Origin of the sequence: Kocuria dechangensis (assembly GCF_014636775.1) — a bacterium.
Classification (GTDB): Bacteria; Actinomycetota; Actinomycetes; order Actinomycetales; family Micrococcaceae; genus Kocuria; species Kocuria dechangensis.
The window spans coordinates 100,950-115,912 of sequence record NZ_BMEQ01000004.1 but is presented as its reverse complement, the minus strand read 5'-3'; the positions used below and the strand labels follow the sequence as shown (position 1 = coordinate 115,912).

Genomic DNA, 14,963 nt, shown 5'->3' with positions numbered 1-14,963 from the left:
GTGGATAGGGTGACAGCATGATCAATCCGGCACGCCTGCACTCGGACCTGTCCCGCCTCGGCCGCGAGACCGACATGTTCCTGGCCACCATCGAGTCCCTGTCCGACGACGAGATGGCGGCCCCCTCACTGTGCGGAGGGTGGACCCGGGCCCACGTCATCGCGCACATCGCCTCCAACGGGCGCGCCCTCGTCAAGCTCATCGACTGGGCCGTCACCGGCCAGGAGCAGGCTCCCTACGCCTCGACGGAGGCCCGCAACCAGGAGATCGCGGAGCTGGCGGCCCTGCCCCGGAAGGAGCTGGTCGAGAAGGTGCGCGAGACCGCCGCGTACTTCGCCGAGCAGGCCCAGCGGCTGACGGGCGAGCTCGCCGTCGAGGAGGTGCACCTGCACGGCAAGCAGATCCCCGCGACCTCCATCGTGGCGCTGCGCATCGCCGAGGTCGTCGTGCACCACCACGACCTCGACACCGCCTGGACCATCGAGGAGGCCGACCCCGACTCGCTGCTCAACGCCCTCGAGGCGGCCGTGCGCACCATGCGCGCCAAGGGCGCCCCGGGCATGACCCTGGTGACCGAGGAGCGCGACGAGTGGGTGATCGGCGACGGCGCCCTGCGCGTCGAGTCCGACCGCGAGGGGCTGCTGGAGTGGCTGGCCCGCGGCGACGCCGAGAACGTGGAGGCCGACGGCCCGTTGCCGGCCCTGCCCTCCTGGTGACCCGCGACCGTGCGCAGCAGGTGATCCGCGGCGCGCGCGGAGCCGGCGGTGGAGCCCGTGGCTGTTCGCGGCCGCACCCTGCTCGTGCGCGGGCCGGCGCTCTCCTCCGGTAGCGGCCGGCCCGTGCCCGACCGCGGTCCGGGCTGATGGGATGAGCACCCGTCACGGCCGTCCGGAGGACGCCGGCGCGCCGCTGGTGCTGCGGCCGGCGTCGGCCCGGGCGATCCCCGTCCTCGTCTGGGCGCTGTGCGGGTACCTGCTGGCCGACGCCCTGGTCCGGGGTGCGTGGGACGTGGCCCTGGGCGGCCTGCCCTGGCTGGCGCTGGGCTCGGTGGTGGTCCACGCCGTCCTGTGGCGCCCCCGCCTGGAGATCCACCGGGACCGGGTGGTCGTGGTCAATCCCCTGCGCGAGTACGAGCTGCCGTTCGGGGAGCTCGACGACGTCCGGGTGGGCCCGGCGGTCTCCGTGTCGTGGCGGGGGAGGCGGATCCAGGTGTGGAACGGCCCGGGCCTGGGCCGCGGCCGGCCGGGATCCCGGGGGACCACCTCCGGGCACCCCCTGAGCCGGGCATGGCACAGCCACCTGGACCACCGCGCCGAGGACCCGGCCGGGCCGAACGCGCCGTCGGGCCGGAGCCGGGTCCACGCGGGGGAGTGGGTGCTGGTGGCCGTGCTCGCTGCGGTGTGCGTGGCAGGGACGGCCGGCTGAGCCGCCAGCGCTCCCGGGTCAGCCGGTGTAGCCGACCTCCGTCCACTTCTCGGCGCCGGAGAACTGGAACGCACCCAGGTTGGCGATGTCGGCGCTGACCCCGACGACGGTGGGCGTCGCGTAGAACGGGACCATGGCCCGCATCCCCCAGAACTTCCCGTCCATCTCGTTGGCGAGCCCGATCCGGGCGGCGGGGTCGAGCTCCGAGGTGGCCCGTTCGTAGATCTCGCCGATGGAGTCGTCGGTGATCCCGAAGTAGTTCTGCGGCGAGTCCACCGGGTAGAACAGGTTCGCGGAGGTCGTCACGGGGAACGCCGTGCCCTGCCAGGAGAACGTGACCATGTCGAAGTTCCTCGGCGTGACGTAGTCGGAGAAGTACTTGTCCGAGGGCACGGTCTCCAGCTCGACGCGGAAGCCGATCGCGTTGAGGTCCCTCTGCACCTGCTGCGCGCGGGCGGCGTTGGACTGGGTGTCCGCCGGCACCACGATGGTCAGCTCGAGGGCCTCGCCGTCCTTGCGGCGCACGTCGCCGTCCATCGCCCATCCTGCGTCGTCGAGGATCCGCTGCGCGGCCTCCGGGTCCTGGGCGAGCCAGCCGCCGGAGTTGTCCTGGTAGCCGTTCTGGCCGGGCATGTAGACGTAGTTGTCCACATTGACGACCGGGGCCTCGACGGGGCCGACCGCGGCCTGGCCGATCACGTCCCGGTCCAGGGCCGTCCCGATGGCCTCCCGGACGGCCCGGTCCGCCAGGGGGCCGCGGGTGGCGTTCATGGTCAGGTGCGTGTAGAGCAGTCCCGAGGACTTGTAGACCCGCCCGTCCTCACGGTCCATGGCCGTCCGGTAGGCGTCGCCGTCCGTGCCGATGTTCACCACGTCGATCTCCTTGTTGGCGAAGGCCTGGGCCTGGGACGCCTGGGAGACGACCCGGAAGGTGATCGTGTCCAGCTTGGGCGTGGCACCCCACCACCGCTCGTTGCGCTCGAACACCACGACGCCGTTGCGCGCGTCCACGCTCCTGGCCCGGAAGGGCCCGTTCGACAGCATCGGCTCCTCGGCCATCCCGGTGTTGAACTCCTCCGGGTCGCTGGAGCGCTCGTCGGGGAGGGAGACCCCGACGTAGTTCGGCCAGTCCGCGAAGGCGCGCTCGAAGGTGATGACGACGTGGTGCTCGTCGTCGCCCTGCTCGATGCTCCGGATGTCCTCGTAGCCCTGCGTGGACGCGGGCTGGAACTGCTTGTCGCTTCCGTTCAGGGCCTTCCAGAACGCGATGTAGTCCTCGACGTCGATGGCGGTGCCGTCCTCCCACACGGCCTCGGGATTGAGCCGGACCTCCACGACCGTGGGGTCGTCCTGGACGACCTCGACCGACTCGGCGTAGTCCGGGTCGACCTCCCAGCTGCCGTCCCGCGTGATCCTGACGGGTCCGCCGAGCTGGGGGGCGTTGAGGTCGCTGTTGTCCACCAGGGCGCCGTCCAGGTGGGCGGAGTTGAAGTTGGCGGGGATGTCGGTGATGGGGAAGGTGAGGTTGCCACCGTCCCGGAGCTGCGCGGGGTCGACCTGCTGGTAGTCCGCGTTGGGCAGCGCCTCCTCCGAGGCGGCGTCCCCCGTGCCGGGGGCGCCGCCCTGCTGCTGGCAGGCCGAGGTCGTCAGTGCGGCCGCCACGATCAGCGACAGTGCCGCACACTTCTTGCGAGCGAGTGCCAAGGGATCCTCCTAGGGCGTGTTCTCCGATGACCGGTCCTCGTGCGCGCGGGGCGCGGGGGACCGGGTCCCCGCCCCGCTCCTGCCCGCCACGAGCAGGTGGTTCCGCTCGGCGTGGTGGCAGGCGGCGGTGAGCGGGCCCAGTGCGCGCAGCTCCGGCTCCTCGTCACGGCAGCGGGACCGCGCGTCCTCGTCGAGCACCCGGTAGAGGGGGCACCGCGGGCGGAACGGGCACCCGTGCGGCTCGGCGGTGGGGCTCGGCAGGTCGCCCTCGAGGAGGATGCGGCGCCGTGCGGCCTCCACGCCCGGGTCGGGCACGGGAACGGCCGAGATCAGCGCCTGGGTGTAGGGGTGACGGGGCCGCGCGTAGAGGGGGGCCACGGGGCCCTGCTCGACGATCCGCCCGAGGTACATGACGGCGACCGTGTCCGCGATCTGCCGGACCACGGCGAGGTCGTGGGCCACGAACACGTAGGACAGGCCCAGGCGGTCGCGCAGGTCCTCGAGCAGATTGATCACCCCGGCCTGGATCGACACGTCCAGGGCGGAGACGGGCTCGTCGAGCACCAGCACCCGGGGCTCGGTGCTGAGGGCCCGGGCGATGCCCAGGCGCTGCCGCTGCCCGCCTGAGAACTCGTGCGGGTACCGGGAGGCCATCGAGGGATCGAGCCCGACGAGCTCCAGCGTCTCGGCCACCCGCCGGGAGATCGTCGCCCGGTCGGCGCCCTGCGCGGTCAGCGGCTCGCCCACGAGGGCTGCGACCGGCAGCCGGGGGTCCAGCGCGGCCATGGGGTCCTGGAACACGACCTGCACGTCCCGCCGCAGGTGCCGCCGCTCCGCCTTCGTCAGCTGCGCGACGTCGCGCCCGTTGATCCGGATCGTCCCGTGCTGGGGCCGCGCCATCTCGAGGATCTCCAGGACGGTCGTCGACTTCCCGCACCCGGACTCGCCCACCAGGCCGAGGGTCTGGCCCCGGCGGAGGGTGAAGGACACGCCGTCGACGGCCCGGACCGTGCCCACCCGTCGTTTGACCACCGCACCGCGGGTGAGAGGGAAGTGCCGCACCAGGTCGGTGACCTCCAGGACGGTCTCGCCGTCGTCGGCGACGGTCCGGGCGGCCACGCCCGCCGGGCGGGGAAAGACGTCGGCCGCGTGCACGGCCCCGGACTCCAGCTCCGGCGCGCGCCAGCACGCCGCCGCGTGCACCCGTCCCGGGTCCCCGGGGAGCGGCCCGCGGCGCTCCGTCCCCACCGGCAGCAGCGCCGGCTCCTCCTGGCGGCAGCGGTCCACCACCAGGGGGCAGCGGGGGGCGAACGGGCATCCCGGGCCCAGTGCGTCGAGGGACGGGGGGCGCCCTTCGAGGGGCACGAGCCGCTCCGTGCCCGCGGTGGTGAGGTTGGGCACGGAGCGGAGGAGCCCGAGGGTGTACGGCATGCGGGGGGAGTAGAAGATCTCCTCCACCGTGCCCTGCTCCACCACGGTCCCGGCGTACATCACGGCCACGCGGTCGGCGTGGCCTGCCACGACCCCCAGGTCGTGGGTGATCAGCAGCACCGCGGCGCCGGTGAGTCGCCGCGCCTCCTGCAGGACCTCCATGATCTGCGCCTGGATCGTCACGTCCAGGGCGGTGGTCGGCTCGTCCGCGATGATCAGGTCCGGGTCGTTGGCGATCGCCATGGCGATCATCGCGCGCTGGCGCATGCCGCCGGAGAACTCGTGGGGGTAGGCCCGGGCACGCCGCGCCGCGTCCGGGATGCCCACCGTCCGGAGCAGCTCCACGGCCCGGGCGGACGCGGCGGCCGGGCTTGTCGAGGCGGCGTGCAGGCGCAGGACCTCCTCGACCTGGGCGCCCACCGTGTGCACCGGGTTCAGCGCGGACAACGGGTCCTGGAAGACCATGGAGATCCTGTTCCCGCGCAGCCGGGACAGCGCCCGGTCGCTCATCCCCAGCAGGGACCGGTCCTGGAACCGCACGTCACCGGTGACCCGGGCGGTGCTGGGCAGCAAGCCCATGACGGCGGTGGCGGAGACCGACTTGCCCGAGCCGGACTCGCCGACGACGGCCAGGAACTCGCCGCGGCGGACGGTGAAGCTCACGTCCCGGACCGCCCGGACGTCGCCGGACCGCTGCGGGAACGTCACGCTGAGCCCGTCCACCTCCAGGACGGCCTCCGAGGGGCCGGACGGCACGACCGGTCCGGCCCGGACGGTCGTGCTCTCACGCACGGCCGGCCCCCGAGGTCGGATCGATGGCGTCCCGCAGCGCGTCGGCCATGATGCTGGTCGCGGTGAGGGTCAGGACCAGGGCGAGCGCCGGGAAGACGAAGACCCAGGGCCGGGTGACCGCACCGGGGGTGCCGGCCGCCAGGAGGGTGCCCAGGGAGACGTCGGGGGGCTGGACGCCCAGGCCGAAGTAGGAGAGGGAGGTCTCCGCGAGGATCGCGCCCACCACGCCGAGCGTCGCGTCGACGATCAGCAGCGACGCCACGTTCGGGAGGATGTGCCGGGCGATGATCACGGGCGTGGACAGGCCCATGAACCGTGCGGCCTTCACGAACTCCCGGTCCCGCAGGGACTTGGTCTGCGCCTTCACGACCTGGGCGGTCACCATCCAGGAGAACAGCGCCACGATCCCGATGATCGCCACCCAGCTCAGACCCCTCAGGGCCGGGGCGAAGAGGAGCAGGATGTAGAAGGCGGGGAGCACCAGCAGGAAGTTGATGAACCACACGATCACGGTCTCCACCTTGCCGCCGAGGTAGCCCGCCACGGACCCGACCACCGCGGCGATCGCGGTGCCGAGCAGGCCGGCGAACAGGCCGATGACCAGCGACTTGCGCAGCCCGGAGTTGACCTGGGCGTAGAGGTCCTGGCCGATCCGGTCGGTGCCGAACCAGTGCTGGAGGGAGGGGGCCTGGCTGAGGGCGAACGGGTCCTGGTCGGCCGGTCCGTAGATGTTGGGAATGTTCCCGAACAGCGCCCACAGGACCATGAGGACGAGGATCGACGCGCCGACCCAGAAGCGCGGCATCGAGCGCAGCCGCCGCTGGACCATGGCGGCCCGCGAGGTGCCCGGGGACGCCGCCGGGCGGCGCCGGCGCGGCCCGGGCCCCTCGGCGCCCGGGCCGGGGCCCGGTTCGCCGCCGGGCAGGACCCGGACGTCGGGAGTGGACATGTGTCAGGACCTCACACGAGGGTCGAGGGCGGCGTAGAGGATCTCCGAGAGGGTCGAGGAGATCAGGACGAGCACGGCGGCGAAGAACACGGCGCCGGTGGCCGCGTTGACGTCGGACTGCGTGACCGCGTCGATGGTGAACTGCCCCATGCCGTTCCAGCTGAAGACGACCTCCAGGAAGGTGGAGCCCGCCAGCAGGGTGCCGAAGCTGTAGGCGAAGTAGGTGGTCATGGGGATGACCGCCACGCGCACCCCGTGGCGCCACAGGGCCGAGGTGCGCGTCCGCCCCTTCGCCCGTGCCGTGCGGATGTAGTCGGCGTTGAGGACGTCCAGCATCATGGAGCGCTGGTACCGGGAGTAGGCGGCGGCCCCGAACAGGGTCAGGGCGATCGTCGGCAGCAGCATGTGGGAGACGGTGTCGGCGAGCCGGGGCCAGAACTCCGGGGGGACACCCGGCGTGTAGGCCCCGGTGAAGCGGATGACCTGCTCGCCGACGGCGGCGTTGAACCGCGTGGCCAGGATCATCAGGACGACCCCGCCGACGAACGTGGGGGTCGCGATCAGCACGTAGGAGGCGTAGGTGATGACGCTGTCCGCGGCCCGGTACTGCCGGACCGCGCCCCAGACCCCCAGTGCCACGCCCAGGACCGCCGCCAGGACGGAGCCCACGACGAGGAGGCGGAGGCTCACCCCGGCCCGGGCCACCATCTCCGTCAGGACGTCGGTCTGGTGGATGGTCCGGCCGAAGGAGCCCTCGGTGACCAGCCGGTGCAGCCAGGCGCCGGTGCGTTCGAGCACGGGGACGTCGGGATTGACGCCCAGCTCGTCGACGGTCCGGGTGATGCTCTCCGGGTCCAGCGGGGGGTTCCGCCCCTGGTAGCGACGGGTCGGGTCCATGAACGCGCTCGTGAGCATGTACGCGCAGACGGTGGCCAGGAAGGTGAGGACCACGTAGTTGACCACTCGCCGGAGGATGTAGCTGAGCATCGGGCTCCTCGCTCCGCGGGGCAGATCGCCGGCGTCCGGGGATGATCGGGATCCCGGGGCGCCGCAGAAGGCCCGCCTGTGATATGCCGCACATTCTAGTCTTCTCACTGGTCAGATGGATATCGCCCCGGCGAGGACTGTGGACGGCGGCCCCCGGCTGAACCGGGCCCGAGGCCTCGGGAGCGGGCAGGGTAGGCAGGATCACAGCGGGAGAGGCCCCTCCCGGGGTAGACTGTTCGGTGGCCCGCTGTACGGGCGCCCCCGCCCGGGTCCCTCCGGGCGCGCGGAGGCGCCCCCGGCCCGCACCCGCGGGAGGGTCGATCCTCCCCTCCCATCTCCACCCGAAGAGAGACCCACGCGTATGACTGTCACCTCCACCACCGCCCAGCGCGCCGACCTCCGCAACGTGGCCATCGTGGCCCACGTCGACCACGGTAAGACCACCATCGTGGACGCGATGCTGCAGCAGACGCACGCGTTCTCCGCCCACGGCGAGGTCGAGGAGCGCGTGATGGACTCCGGTGACCTGGAGCGCGAGAAGGGCATCACCATCCTCGCGAAGAACACCACCGTGTTCTACGACGGTCCCTCCGCGAACGGTGAGACCATCACCATCAACGTCATCGACACCCCGGGCCACGCGGACTTCGGCGGCGAGGTCGAGCGCGGCCTGTCCATGGTCGACGGCGTCGTCCTGCTCGTCGACGCGTCCGAGGGCCCGCTGCCCCAGACCCGCTTCGTGCTGCGCAAGGCCCTCGAGGCCAAGCTGCCCGTGATCCTCGTGGTCAACAAGGTGGACCGCCCCGACGCCCGCATCGAGGAGGTCGTGCACGAGTCCATGGACCTGCTCCTGGGCCTCGCCTCGGACATCTCCGAGGACGTCCCGGACCTGGACCTCGACGCCGTCCTGGACGTGCCCGTGGTCTACGCCGCCGGCAAGGCCGGGCGCGCCTCCCTCGAGCAGCCCGAGAACGGCACCCTGCCCGAGAACGAGGACCTCGAGCCGCTGTTCCGGACGATCATCGAGCGCATCCCCGCCCCGTCCTACAACCCCGACGGCGTGCTCCAGGCCCACGTGACCAACCTGGACGCCTCCCCGTTCCTGGGCCGTCTCGCGCTGCTGCGCATCTTCAACGGCACCCTGAAGAAGGGCCAGACCGTGGCCTGGGCCCGCGCGAACGGCGAGCTCAAGAGCGTGCGGATCTCCGAGCTGCTGGCCACCAAGGGCCTCGACCGCGTGCCGGCCGAGTCCGCCGGCCCCGGTGAGATCGTGGCCGTCGCCGGCATCGAAGACATCACCATCGGCGAGACCCTCACCGACCTGGACAACCCGCAGCCGCTGCCGCTGATCACGGTGGACGACCCCGCGATCTCCATGACCATCGGCATCAACACCTCCCCGCTGGCCGGCCGCGTCAAGGGCGCCAAGGTCACCGCGCGCCAGGTCAAGGACCGTCTCGACAAGGAGCTCGTCGGCAACGTCTCCCTCAAGATCCTGCCGACCCAGCGCCCCGACGCCTGGGAGGTCCAGGGCCGCGGCGAGCTGGCCCTGGCCATCCTCGTGGAGCAGATGCGCCGCGAGGGCTTCGAGCTCACGGCCGGCAAGCCGCAGGTCGTCACCAAGACCGTGGACGGCAAGGTGCACGAGCCCTACGAGCACATGACCATCGACGTCCCCGAGGAGTACCTCGGCGCCGTGACGCAGCTGATGGCCTCCCGCAAGGGCCGCATGGAGGGCATGTCCAACCACGGCACCGGCTGGGTGCGCATGGAGTTCAAGGTCCCCTCCCGCGGGCTCATCGGCTTCCGCACGAAGTTCCTGACCGACACCCGCGGCGCGGGCATCGCCTCCTCCTACGCGGACGGCTACGAGCCGTGGGCCGGCGAGATCGAGTACCGCACCAACGGCTCGCTGATCGCGGACCGCGCCGGCGTGGTCACCCCCTTCGCGATGATCAACCTGCAGGAGCGCGGGTCCTTCTTCGTGGAGCCGACCTCCGAGGTGTACGAGGGCATGATCGTGGGCGAGAACTCGCGCGCCGACGACATGGACGTGAACATCACGAAGGAGAAGAAGCTCACCAACATGCGTGCGGCCTCCTCGGACACCTTCGAGAACCTCACGCCCCCGCGCAAGCTCACCCTCGAGGAGTCCCTCGAGTTCGCCCGCGAGGACGAGTGCGTGGAGGTCACCCCGGAGGCGATCCGCATCCGCAAGGTGATCCTCGACGCCAACGAGCGGCTCAAGGCCAACCGGGCCCGGGCCCGCGCCTGATCCCGCCGGCACAGCAGCAGGAGCGGTCGTGACCCAGTCCGTCCCGTACTACCCCGAGCAGGGCGCCCTCGTGCGCGAGGACGCCCTGCCGGGGCTGCTGCCCCCGGGCGTGCGCCCGGAGGACGCCCGGCTGCTGTTCGTCCACGCCCACCCCGACGACGAGTCCATCGCCACCGGGGCCACGATGGGCCGCTACGCCGAGCTCGGCGCGCAGGTCGTGCTCCTGACCATGACCCGCGGCGAGCGGGGCGAGGTCATCCCCGAGCACCTGCGCCACCTCGAGGTCGGCCGGCCCGGCTGCGCCGACGACGGCACGGCGCTCGGCCTGTACCGGGTCGGTGAGCTCGAGGACGCCGCCGCCCGCCTCGGGACGGCCGACCGGTTCTTCGCGGGGGAGGCCCCCGCCCTCGACCCGGCCGTGGGCTTCGCCAACGGCACGGGCCACTACCACGACTCCGGCATGTCCTGGGGCGCCGACGGGCGGGCCGCCCCCGCCCCCGACGCCTCCGCGCACAGCCTCACCGCGGCCACGGTCGACGAGGCCGCCGCCCACGTGGCGGCCGCCGTCCGTGCCGTCCGCCCGCACGTCGTCGTCACCTACGACGACGACGGCGGCTACGGGCACCCCGACCACGTGCGGACCTCCGCGGTCACCGTGCGGGGCGTCCGGCTGGCCGCCCGCCCCGGCCTCGACGAGGACGGGGGCGTCGTCGACCCCTGGGACGTCCCCCTCGTGTGGGCCGTCGAGGGCGAGGCCCGCGCCGGCGACCCCCGGCCCCAGGCAGTGGTGCACGGCTCCCCGGAGCGCAAGCGCGCCGCCATGGCCGCCCACGCCACCCAGATCGTGCTGGGTGAGGGGGAGCGCTTCGCCCTGTCCAACGGGGTCTGGCAGAGCGCCGGCCCCGTCGAGACGTTCCGGCTGCTCGCCGGCGACCCCCGGGCCGTCCCCTCCGGCCGGGGGGAGGACCCGCACCGCCGGGACGCCGGCGACCCCGCCTCCGTGCCCGTGAGCCTGGTCACGTCCGCCGCGGCCGGCCTGGTGGGCGGCTGCGTGGCCACCGTCTTCCACGGGGCCATCTGGTACTCCGCCGCCGGCTGGTGGCTGCCGTGGGGGCTGCTCTTCGGCGGGGCCCTCCTGCTGTGCCTGTCCGTGTGGGCCGGCACCGCGACCCGGCGCGTGTGGGCCGCCGCCGTGCCGGGGCTGAGCACCTACCTCGTCGCGTGGCTGTTCGCCTACGGCCGCGACGGCTCCGCGCTCGTGGTGACGGACCCCGCCGCGCCGATCGGCGTCGTCGGCCTCGCCTGGTTCGCCGTGGTCTTCCTGGTGACCATGCTTTCCGTGCTGGTCACCGCCCGCTGGCTGCGGACCCGGCGCCGGGAGCTGCGCCCACGCTGAGCGGGGCCCGGCCGTCCGCCGCGCTCAACCCCGCCGCCCGCGTCGCCGCCGCGCTCAGCCCCGCAGGGGCCGCCGGCGCGGGGGAGGCGGTGGGACCGCCCGGGCGGCGCGGACGTCGCCCGCCGCGATCACCACGTCACCGCGGCGCGTGCGCACCGTGACCGTCTCCGCGTCCACCCCCACCAGCTCGCCCAGGGCGTCGGTCAGCGGCAGCCCCGAGGCGTCGTCGCCGGGCAGGGCCCACCGCACGCTCACCCGGGTGCCCGGGGCGAGGCCCGCCAGGAGACCGAGGGCCCCGGCGGCCGCCCCGCCGCGCGGACCGCTCGGCGGCCCGCCGGGGGACCCGCCCCGGGACCCTCCGAGGAACTTGTCCTGTAGCTCGCCCTGTAGCTCGCCCTGGGACTCGCTGTGGGACTCGCTGTGTGACTCGCCGGATGACGATGTTGACCCCGATGTCGGAAAACCCATGGGCGTCATCGTAGCGAGGACCCGGTCGTTAGACTGGTCCGAGAATCCCAGCAGAAAGGTACCAACGCCGTGACCTACGTCATCGCCCAGCCCTGTGTCGACGTCAAGGACAAGGCCTGCGTCGAGGAGTGTCCTGTCGACTGCATCTACGAGGGGGAGCGTTCGCTCTACATCCACCCCGACGAGTGCGTGGACTGCGGCGCGTGCGAGCCGGTCTGCCCCGTCGAGGCCATCTACTACGAGGACGACACCCCGGAGGAGTGGGCCGACTACTACAAGGCCAACGTCGAGTTCTTCGACGACCTCGGCTCCCCGGGCGGCGCCGCCAAGCTCGGCAACACCCACAAGGACCACCCGATGATCGCGGTGCTGCCCCCGCAGAACCAGGACGCCCAGTGACGGTGGCGGCCCGGCCCTTCGGGCTGGACCTCCCGGACTACCCCTGGGACACGATGGCCCCGTACCGGGACCTCGCCGCACGGCACCCGGACGGTGTCGTGGACCTGTCGATCGGCACCCCCGTCGACCCCACGCCGGCCGTGATCCAGGAGGCGCTGGCCGCCGCCGCCGACGCCCCGGGCTATCCCACCACGCACGGCACCCCCGCCCTGCGGGAGGCGGTCGCAGCCTGGTACGAGCGGCGCCGCGGCGTGCCCGGTCTCGACCCGGCCGCGGTCATGCCCACCGTCGGCTCCAAGGAGCTCGTGGCCTGGCTGCCGCTGCTGCTCGGGCTCGGCCCGGGCGACGTGCTCGTGCGCCCGTCCGTGGCCTACCCCACCTACGACATCGGCGCCCGGTTCGCGGGCGCGGAGGCCGTGGCCGCGGACGACCTGGACGAGCTCGACCCCCAGGTCCGCGCCCGCGTGCGGATGGTGTGGATCAACTCGCCCGGCAACCCCACGGGCATCGTCCGGGACGTCGCCTCGACCCGCCGGATCGTGGACCAGGCCCGCGCCCTCGGCGCCGTCGTGGCCTCCGACGAGTGCTACGCCGAGCTCGGCTGGGGCCCCTGGGACGTGCAGCAGGGCGGGACCCCGGTCCCGTCCGTGCTCGACCCCCGGGTCACCGGCGGGGACGACTCCCTGCTGCTGTCGGCGTACTCCATGTCCAAGCAGTCCAACGTGGCCGGCTACCGGGCCGCCTTCCTGGCCGGGGACGCGGCGCTCATGCGCAACCTCGTCAACTCCCGCAAGCACGCCGGCATGATCGTCCCGTCGCCGGTGCAGGAGGCCATGCGCGCGGGCCTCGGCGACGACGAGCACGTGCTGGCGCAGAAGGCCCGGTACCGCTCGCGCCGCGAGCGCCTCGTGCCCGCCGTCGAGGCGTTCGGGCTGCGGATCGACGCCTCCGAGGCCGGGCTGTACCTGTGGTGCACCGCCGGGGAGGACACCTGGGACACCGTCCGCCGGTTCGCAGAGCAGGGCGTCGTGGTGGGCCCGGGCGTGTTCTACGGGACGGCCGGCGAGGGCTACGTCCGGCTGGCCCTCACCGCCCCCGACGAGCGGATCGACGCCGCCGCGGCCCGCCTCGGCGCGGCCTGAGAGGCAGCGCCGGGGGCGGGCCGCCGCGCCCGCCCCCGGCGCGGCGGGGCCCCGGGATTGGTCGCGGTGCGGCCGGACCGGGTAGGTTGGACCCTGACTATCGCTGTGTCCCGGGACACGCACGTGCCGCGCCACCGGCGGCGCACGGCGCGGCCGGCCGGGCACCGGACACCGAATCCATCGCGGAGGACGAACATGACTGAGTCTGCACAGGAACTGGCCACGGCCCAGCTCGCGTACGGGGAGAACAAGTCCCTCGAGCTGCCGATCCTGGACGCCACCGAGGGCAACAAGGGCTACGCGATCTCGAGCCTGCTCAAGGAGACGGGCAACGTCGCCTACGACCCGGGCTTCGTGAACACCGCCAACGCGCGCTCCGCCATCACCTACATCGACGGCGCCAACGGCGTGCTGCGCTACCGCGGCTACCCCATCGAGGAGCTCGCGCAGCACTCGAGCTTCATCGAGACCGCGTACCTGCTCATCTACGGGGAGCTGCCCACCCCGGACGAGCTCTCCGCGTTCGACACCCGGGTGCGCCGCCACACGATGGTCCACGAGGACCTCAAGAGCTTCTTCAACGGCTTCCCGCGCAACGCGCACCCGATGCCCGTGCTCTCCTCGGCCGTCTCGGCGCTGTCCACGTTCTACGCGGACTCCCTCGACCCCTTCGACGAGGAGCAGGTGGAGATCTCCACCATCCGCCTGCTGGCCAAGGTCCCCACGCTGGCCGCCTACGCGTTCAAGAAGTCCAAGGGCGAGCCGATGCTCTACCCGCAGAACGACCTCGACTACACGCAGAACTTCTTGCGCATGTGCTTCGGCGTCCCCGCCGAGGACTACGAGATCGACCCGGACACGGCCAAGGCCCTGGACGTCCTGCTGATGCTCCACGCCGACCACGAGCAGAACTGCTCCACCTCCACGGTCCGGCTCGTGGGCTCCTCCCACGCGAACATGTTCGCGTCCGTCTCCGCCGGCATCAACGCCCTCTACGGCCCGCTGCACGGCGGCGCGAACGAGGCGGTGCTCGGCATGCTCAACCGGATCCAGAAGGACGGCGTCGAGCCGGAGACCTTCATGGAGAAGGTCAAGAACAAGGAGGACGGCGTCCGCCTCATGGGCTTCGGCCACCGGGTGTACAAGAACTACGACCCGCGCGCCCGGATCGTGCGCAACTACGCCCACGAGATCCTGGAGAAGCTCGGCGGCAACGACGAGCAGCTCGAGATCGCGATGCGCCTCGAGGAGAAGGCCCTCGCCGACGACTACTTCGTGGAGCGCAAGCTGTACCCGAACGTCGACTTCTACACCGGCCTGATCTACAAGGCCATGGGCTTCCCGGAGAAGATGTTCACCGTCCTCTTCGCGATCGGCCGCCTCCCCGGCTGGATCGCCCAGTGGCGCGAGATGATCGAGGACCCGGAGACCAAGATCGGCCGCCCGCGCCAGCTGTACGTGGGCCAGAGCGAGCGGCACTACCCGCAGCGCTGAGCCGGCGCCCCGCCGTGGACGGCCGGGACCCCGCCCCTTCCGGGGGCGGGTCCCGGCCGTTCCCACGTCCTGCCGGGTGCTCCCCGGTGCCGGCCGGTTCCCGGGCCGCAGGTCCGCCGGTAGCCTGGGCCGCATGAACGAGCAGCGGCACACCCCCGACCGGATCACCGAGCTCGGCCCGGACGAGGTCTTCGTCTTCGGCTCCAACGCCCGCGGCGCGCACGCGGCGGGCGCGGCCCGCACCGCCGTCGAGCGCTTCGGCGCCGTGCCGGGCGTCGGCCACGGCCTGCAGGGCCGGTCCTACGCGATCGACACCATGAGCGGGTTCGCCGCGCTCGAGCGGGAGGCGGCGGAGTTCGTGGCGTTCGCCCTCTCCCGCCCCGACCTGACGTTCTGGCTCACCCGGGTGGGGACGGGGATCGCGGGCCACGACGAGCGGCGGGTGGCCGCCCTGTTCGCGGACGCGCCCCCGAACGTGGTCCGGCCCCCGGGCTGGTGAGC

At 72.7% G+C, this 14,963-nt stretch carries 13 protein-coding genes; 8 read left to right on the top strand and 5 right to left on the bottom strand.

Annotated features, from left to right (window positions below; genetic code table 11):
* Nucleotides 1-17 precede the first annotated feature (17 nt).
* Entirely contained in the window at nt 18-716 is a 699-nt protein-coding gene (locus IEW07_RS05565) for a maleylpyruvate isomerase family mycothiol-dependent enzyme (protein ID WP_188535101.1), read from the top strand.
* A gap of 151 nt (nt 717-867) precedes the next feature.
* Nucleotides 868-1,425, top strand: coding sequence for a PH domain-containing protein (locus IEW07_RS05560; RefSeq protein WP_188535099.1), 558 nt, complete (start codon nt 868-870; stop codon nt 1,423-1,425).
* 18 nt (nt 1,426-1,443) lie between these two features.
* On the opposite strand, the gene IEW07_RS05555 is transcribed toward IEW07_RS05560, so the two are convergent.
* Genes IEW07_RS05555 through IEW07_RS05540 form a run of 4 tightly spaced genes read right to left on the bottom strand, consistent with a single transcriptional unit; the run spans nt 1,444 to nt 7,288 of the window.
* Nucleotides 1,444-3,129, bottom strand: a complete 1,686-nt coding sequence (locus tag IEW07_RS05555) for an ABC transporter family substrate-binding protein (protein WP_188535096.1) — start codon at nt 3,127-3,129, stop codon at nt 1,444-1,446.
* A 9-nt stretch (nt 3,130-3,138) separates the two neighbouring features.
* Nucleotides 3,139-5,352, bottom strand: a complete 2,214-nt coding sequence (locus IEW07_RS05550) for an ABC transporter ATP-binding protein (protein ID WP_188535094.1) — start codon at nt 5,350-5,352, stop codon at nt 3,139-3,141.
* Nucleotides 5,345-6,301, bottom strand: a complete 957-nt coding sequence (locus IEW07_RS05545) for an ABC transporter permease (protein ID WP_188535093.1) — start codon at nt 6,299-6,301, stop codon at nt 5,345-5,347. The genes IEW07_RS05550 and IEW07_RS05545 overlap by 8 nt, the downstream gene beginning before the upstream one ends.
* Nucleotides 6,302-6,304: 3 nt before the next feature.
* A complete protein-coding gene (locus IEW07_RS05540; RefSeq protein ID WP_188535091.1) occupies nt 6,305-7,288 on the bottom strand; it encodes an ABC transporter permease in 984 nt (327 codons plus the stop codon).
* A gap of 361 nt (nt 7,289-7,649) precedes the next feature.
* On the opposite strand from IEW07_RS05540, the gene typA reads away from it, so the two are divergent.
* Both typA and IEW07_RS05530 read left to right on the top strand, forming a co-directional pair.
* Nucleotides 7,650-9,563, top strand: a complete 1,914-nt coding sequence (typA, locus tag IEW07_RS05535; protein WP_188535089.1) for a translational GTPase TypA — start codon at nt 7,650-7,652, stop codon at nt 9,561-9,563.
* A 28-nt stretch (nt 9,564-9,591) separates the two neighbouring features.
* A complete protein-coding gene (locus IEW07_RS05530) occupies nt 9,592-10,959 on the top strand; it encodes a PIG-L family deacetylase (RefSeq protein ID WP_229741597.1) in 1,368 nt (455 codons plus the stop codon).
* A gap of 54 nt (nt 10,960-11,013) precedes the next feature.
* Here the strand turns inward: IEW07_RS05530 and IEW07_RS21600 are convergent, their stop codons facing one another.
* Entirely contained in the window at nt 11,014-11,427 is a 414-nt protein-coding gene (locus IEW07_RS21600) for a putative acetyltransferase (protein ID WP_308738215.1), read from the bottom strand.
* 69 nt (nt 11,428-11,496) lie between these two features.
* Here IEW07_RS21600 and fdxA point away from each other — a divergent pair, with 69 nt between their 5' ends.
* The 4 genes from fdxA to IEW07_RS05505 all read left to right on the top strand — a co-directional run bounded on the left by fdxA (nt 11,497) and on the right by IEW07_RS05505 (nt 14,961).
* Entirely contained in the window at nt 11,497-11,826 is a 330-nt protein-coding gene (gene fdxA / locus IEW07_RS05520; protein ID WP_188535087.1) for a ferredoxin, read from the top strand.
* Entirely contained in the window at nt 11,823-12,968 is a 1,146-nt protein-coding gene (gene dapC / locus IEW07_RS05515; RefSeq protein ID WP_188535085.1) for a succinyldiaminopimelate transaminase, read from the top strand. Before fdxA ends, dapC begins: the two co-directional genes overlap by 4 nt.
* A 195-nt stretch (nt 12,969-13,163) precedes the next feature.
* On the top strand, nt 13,164-14,462 hold the full coding sequence (locus tag IEW07_RS05510; protein ID WP_188535083.1) for a citrate synthase: 1,299 nt from the start codon (nt 13,164-13,166) through the stop codon (nt 14,460-14,462).
* Between the two features lie 133 nt (nt 14,463-14,595).
* A complete protein-coding gene (locus IEW07_RS05505) occupies nt 14,596-14,961 on the top strand; it encodes an A1S_2505 family phage non-structural protein (protein ID WP_188535081.1) in 366 nt (121 codons plus the stop codon).
* Nucleotides 14,962-14,963 lie beyond the last annotated feature (2 nt).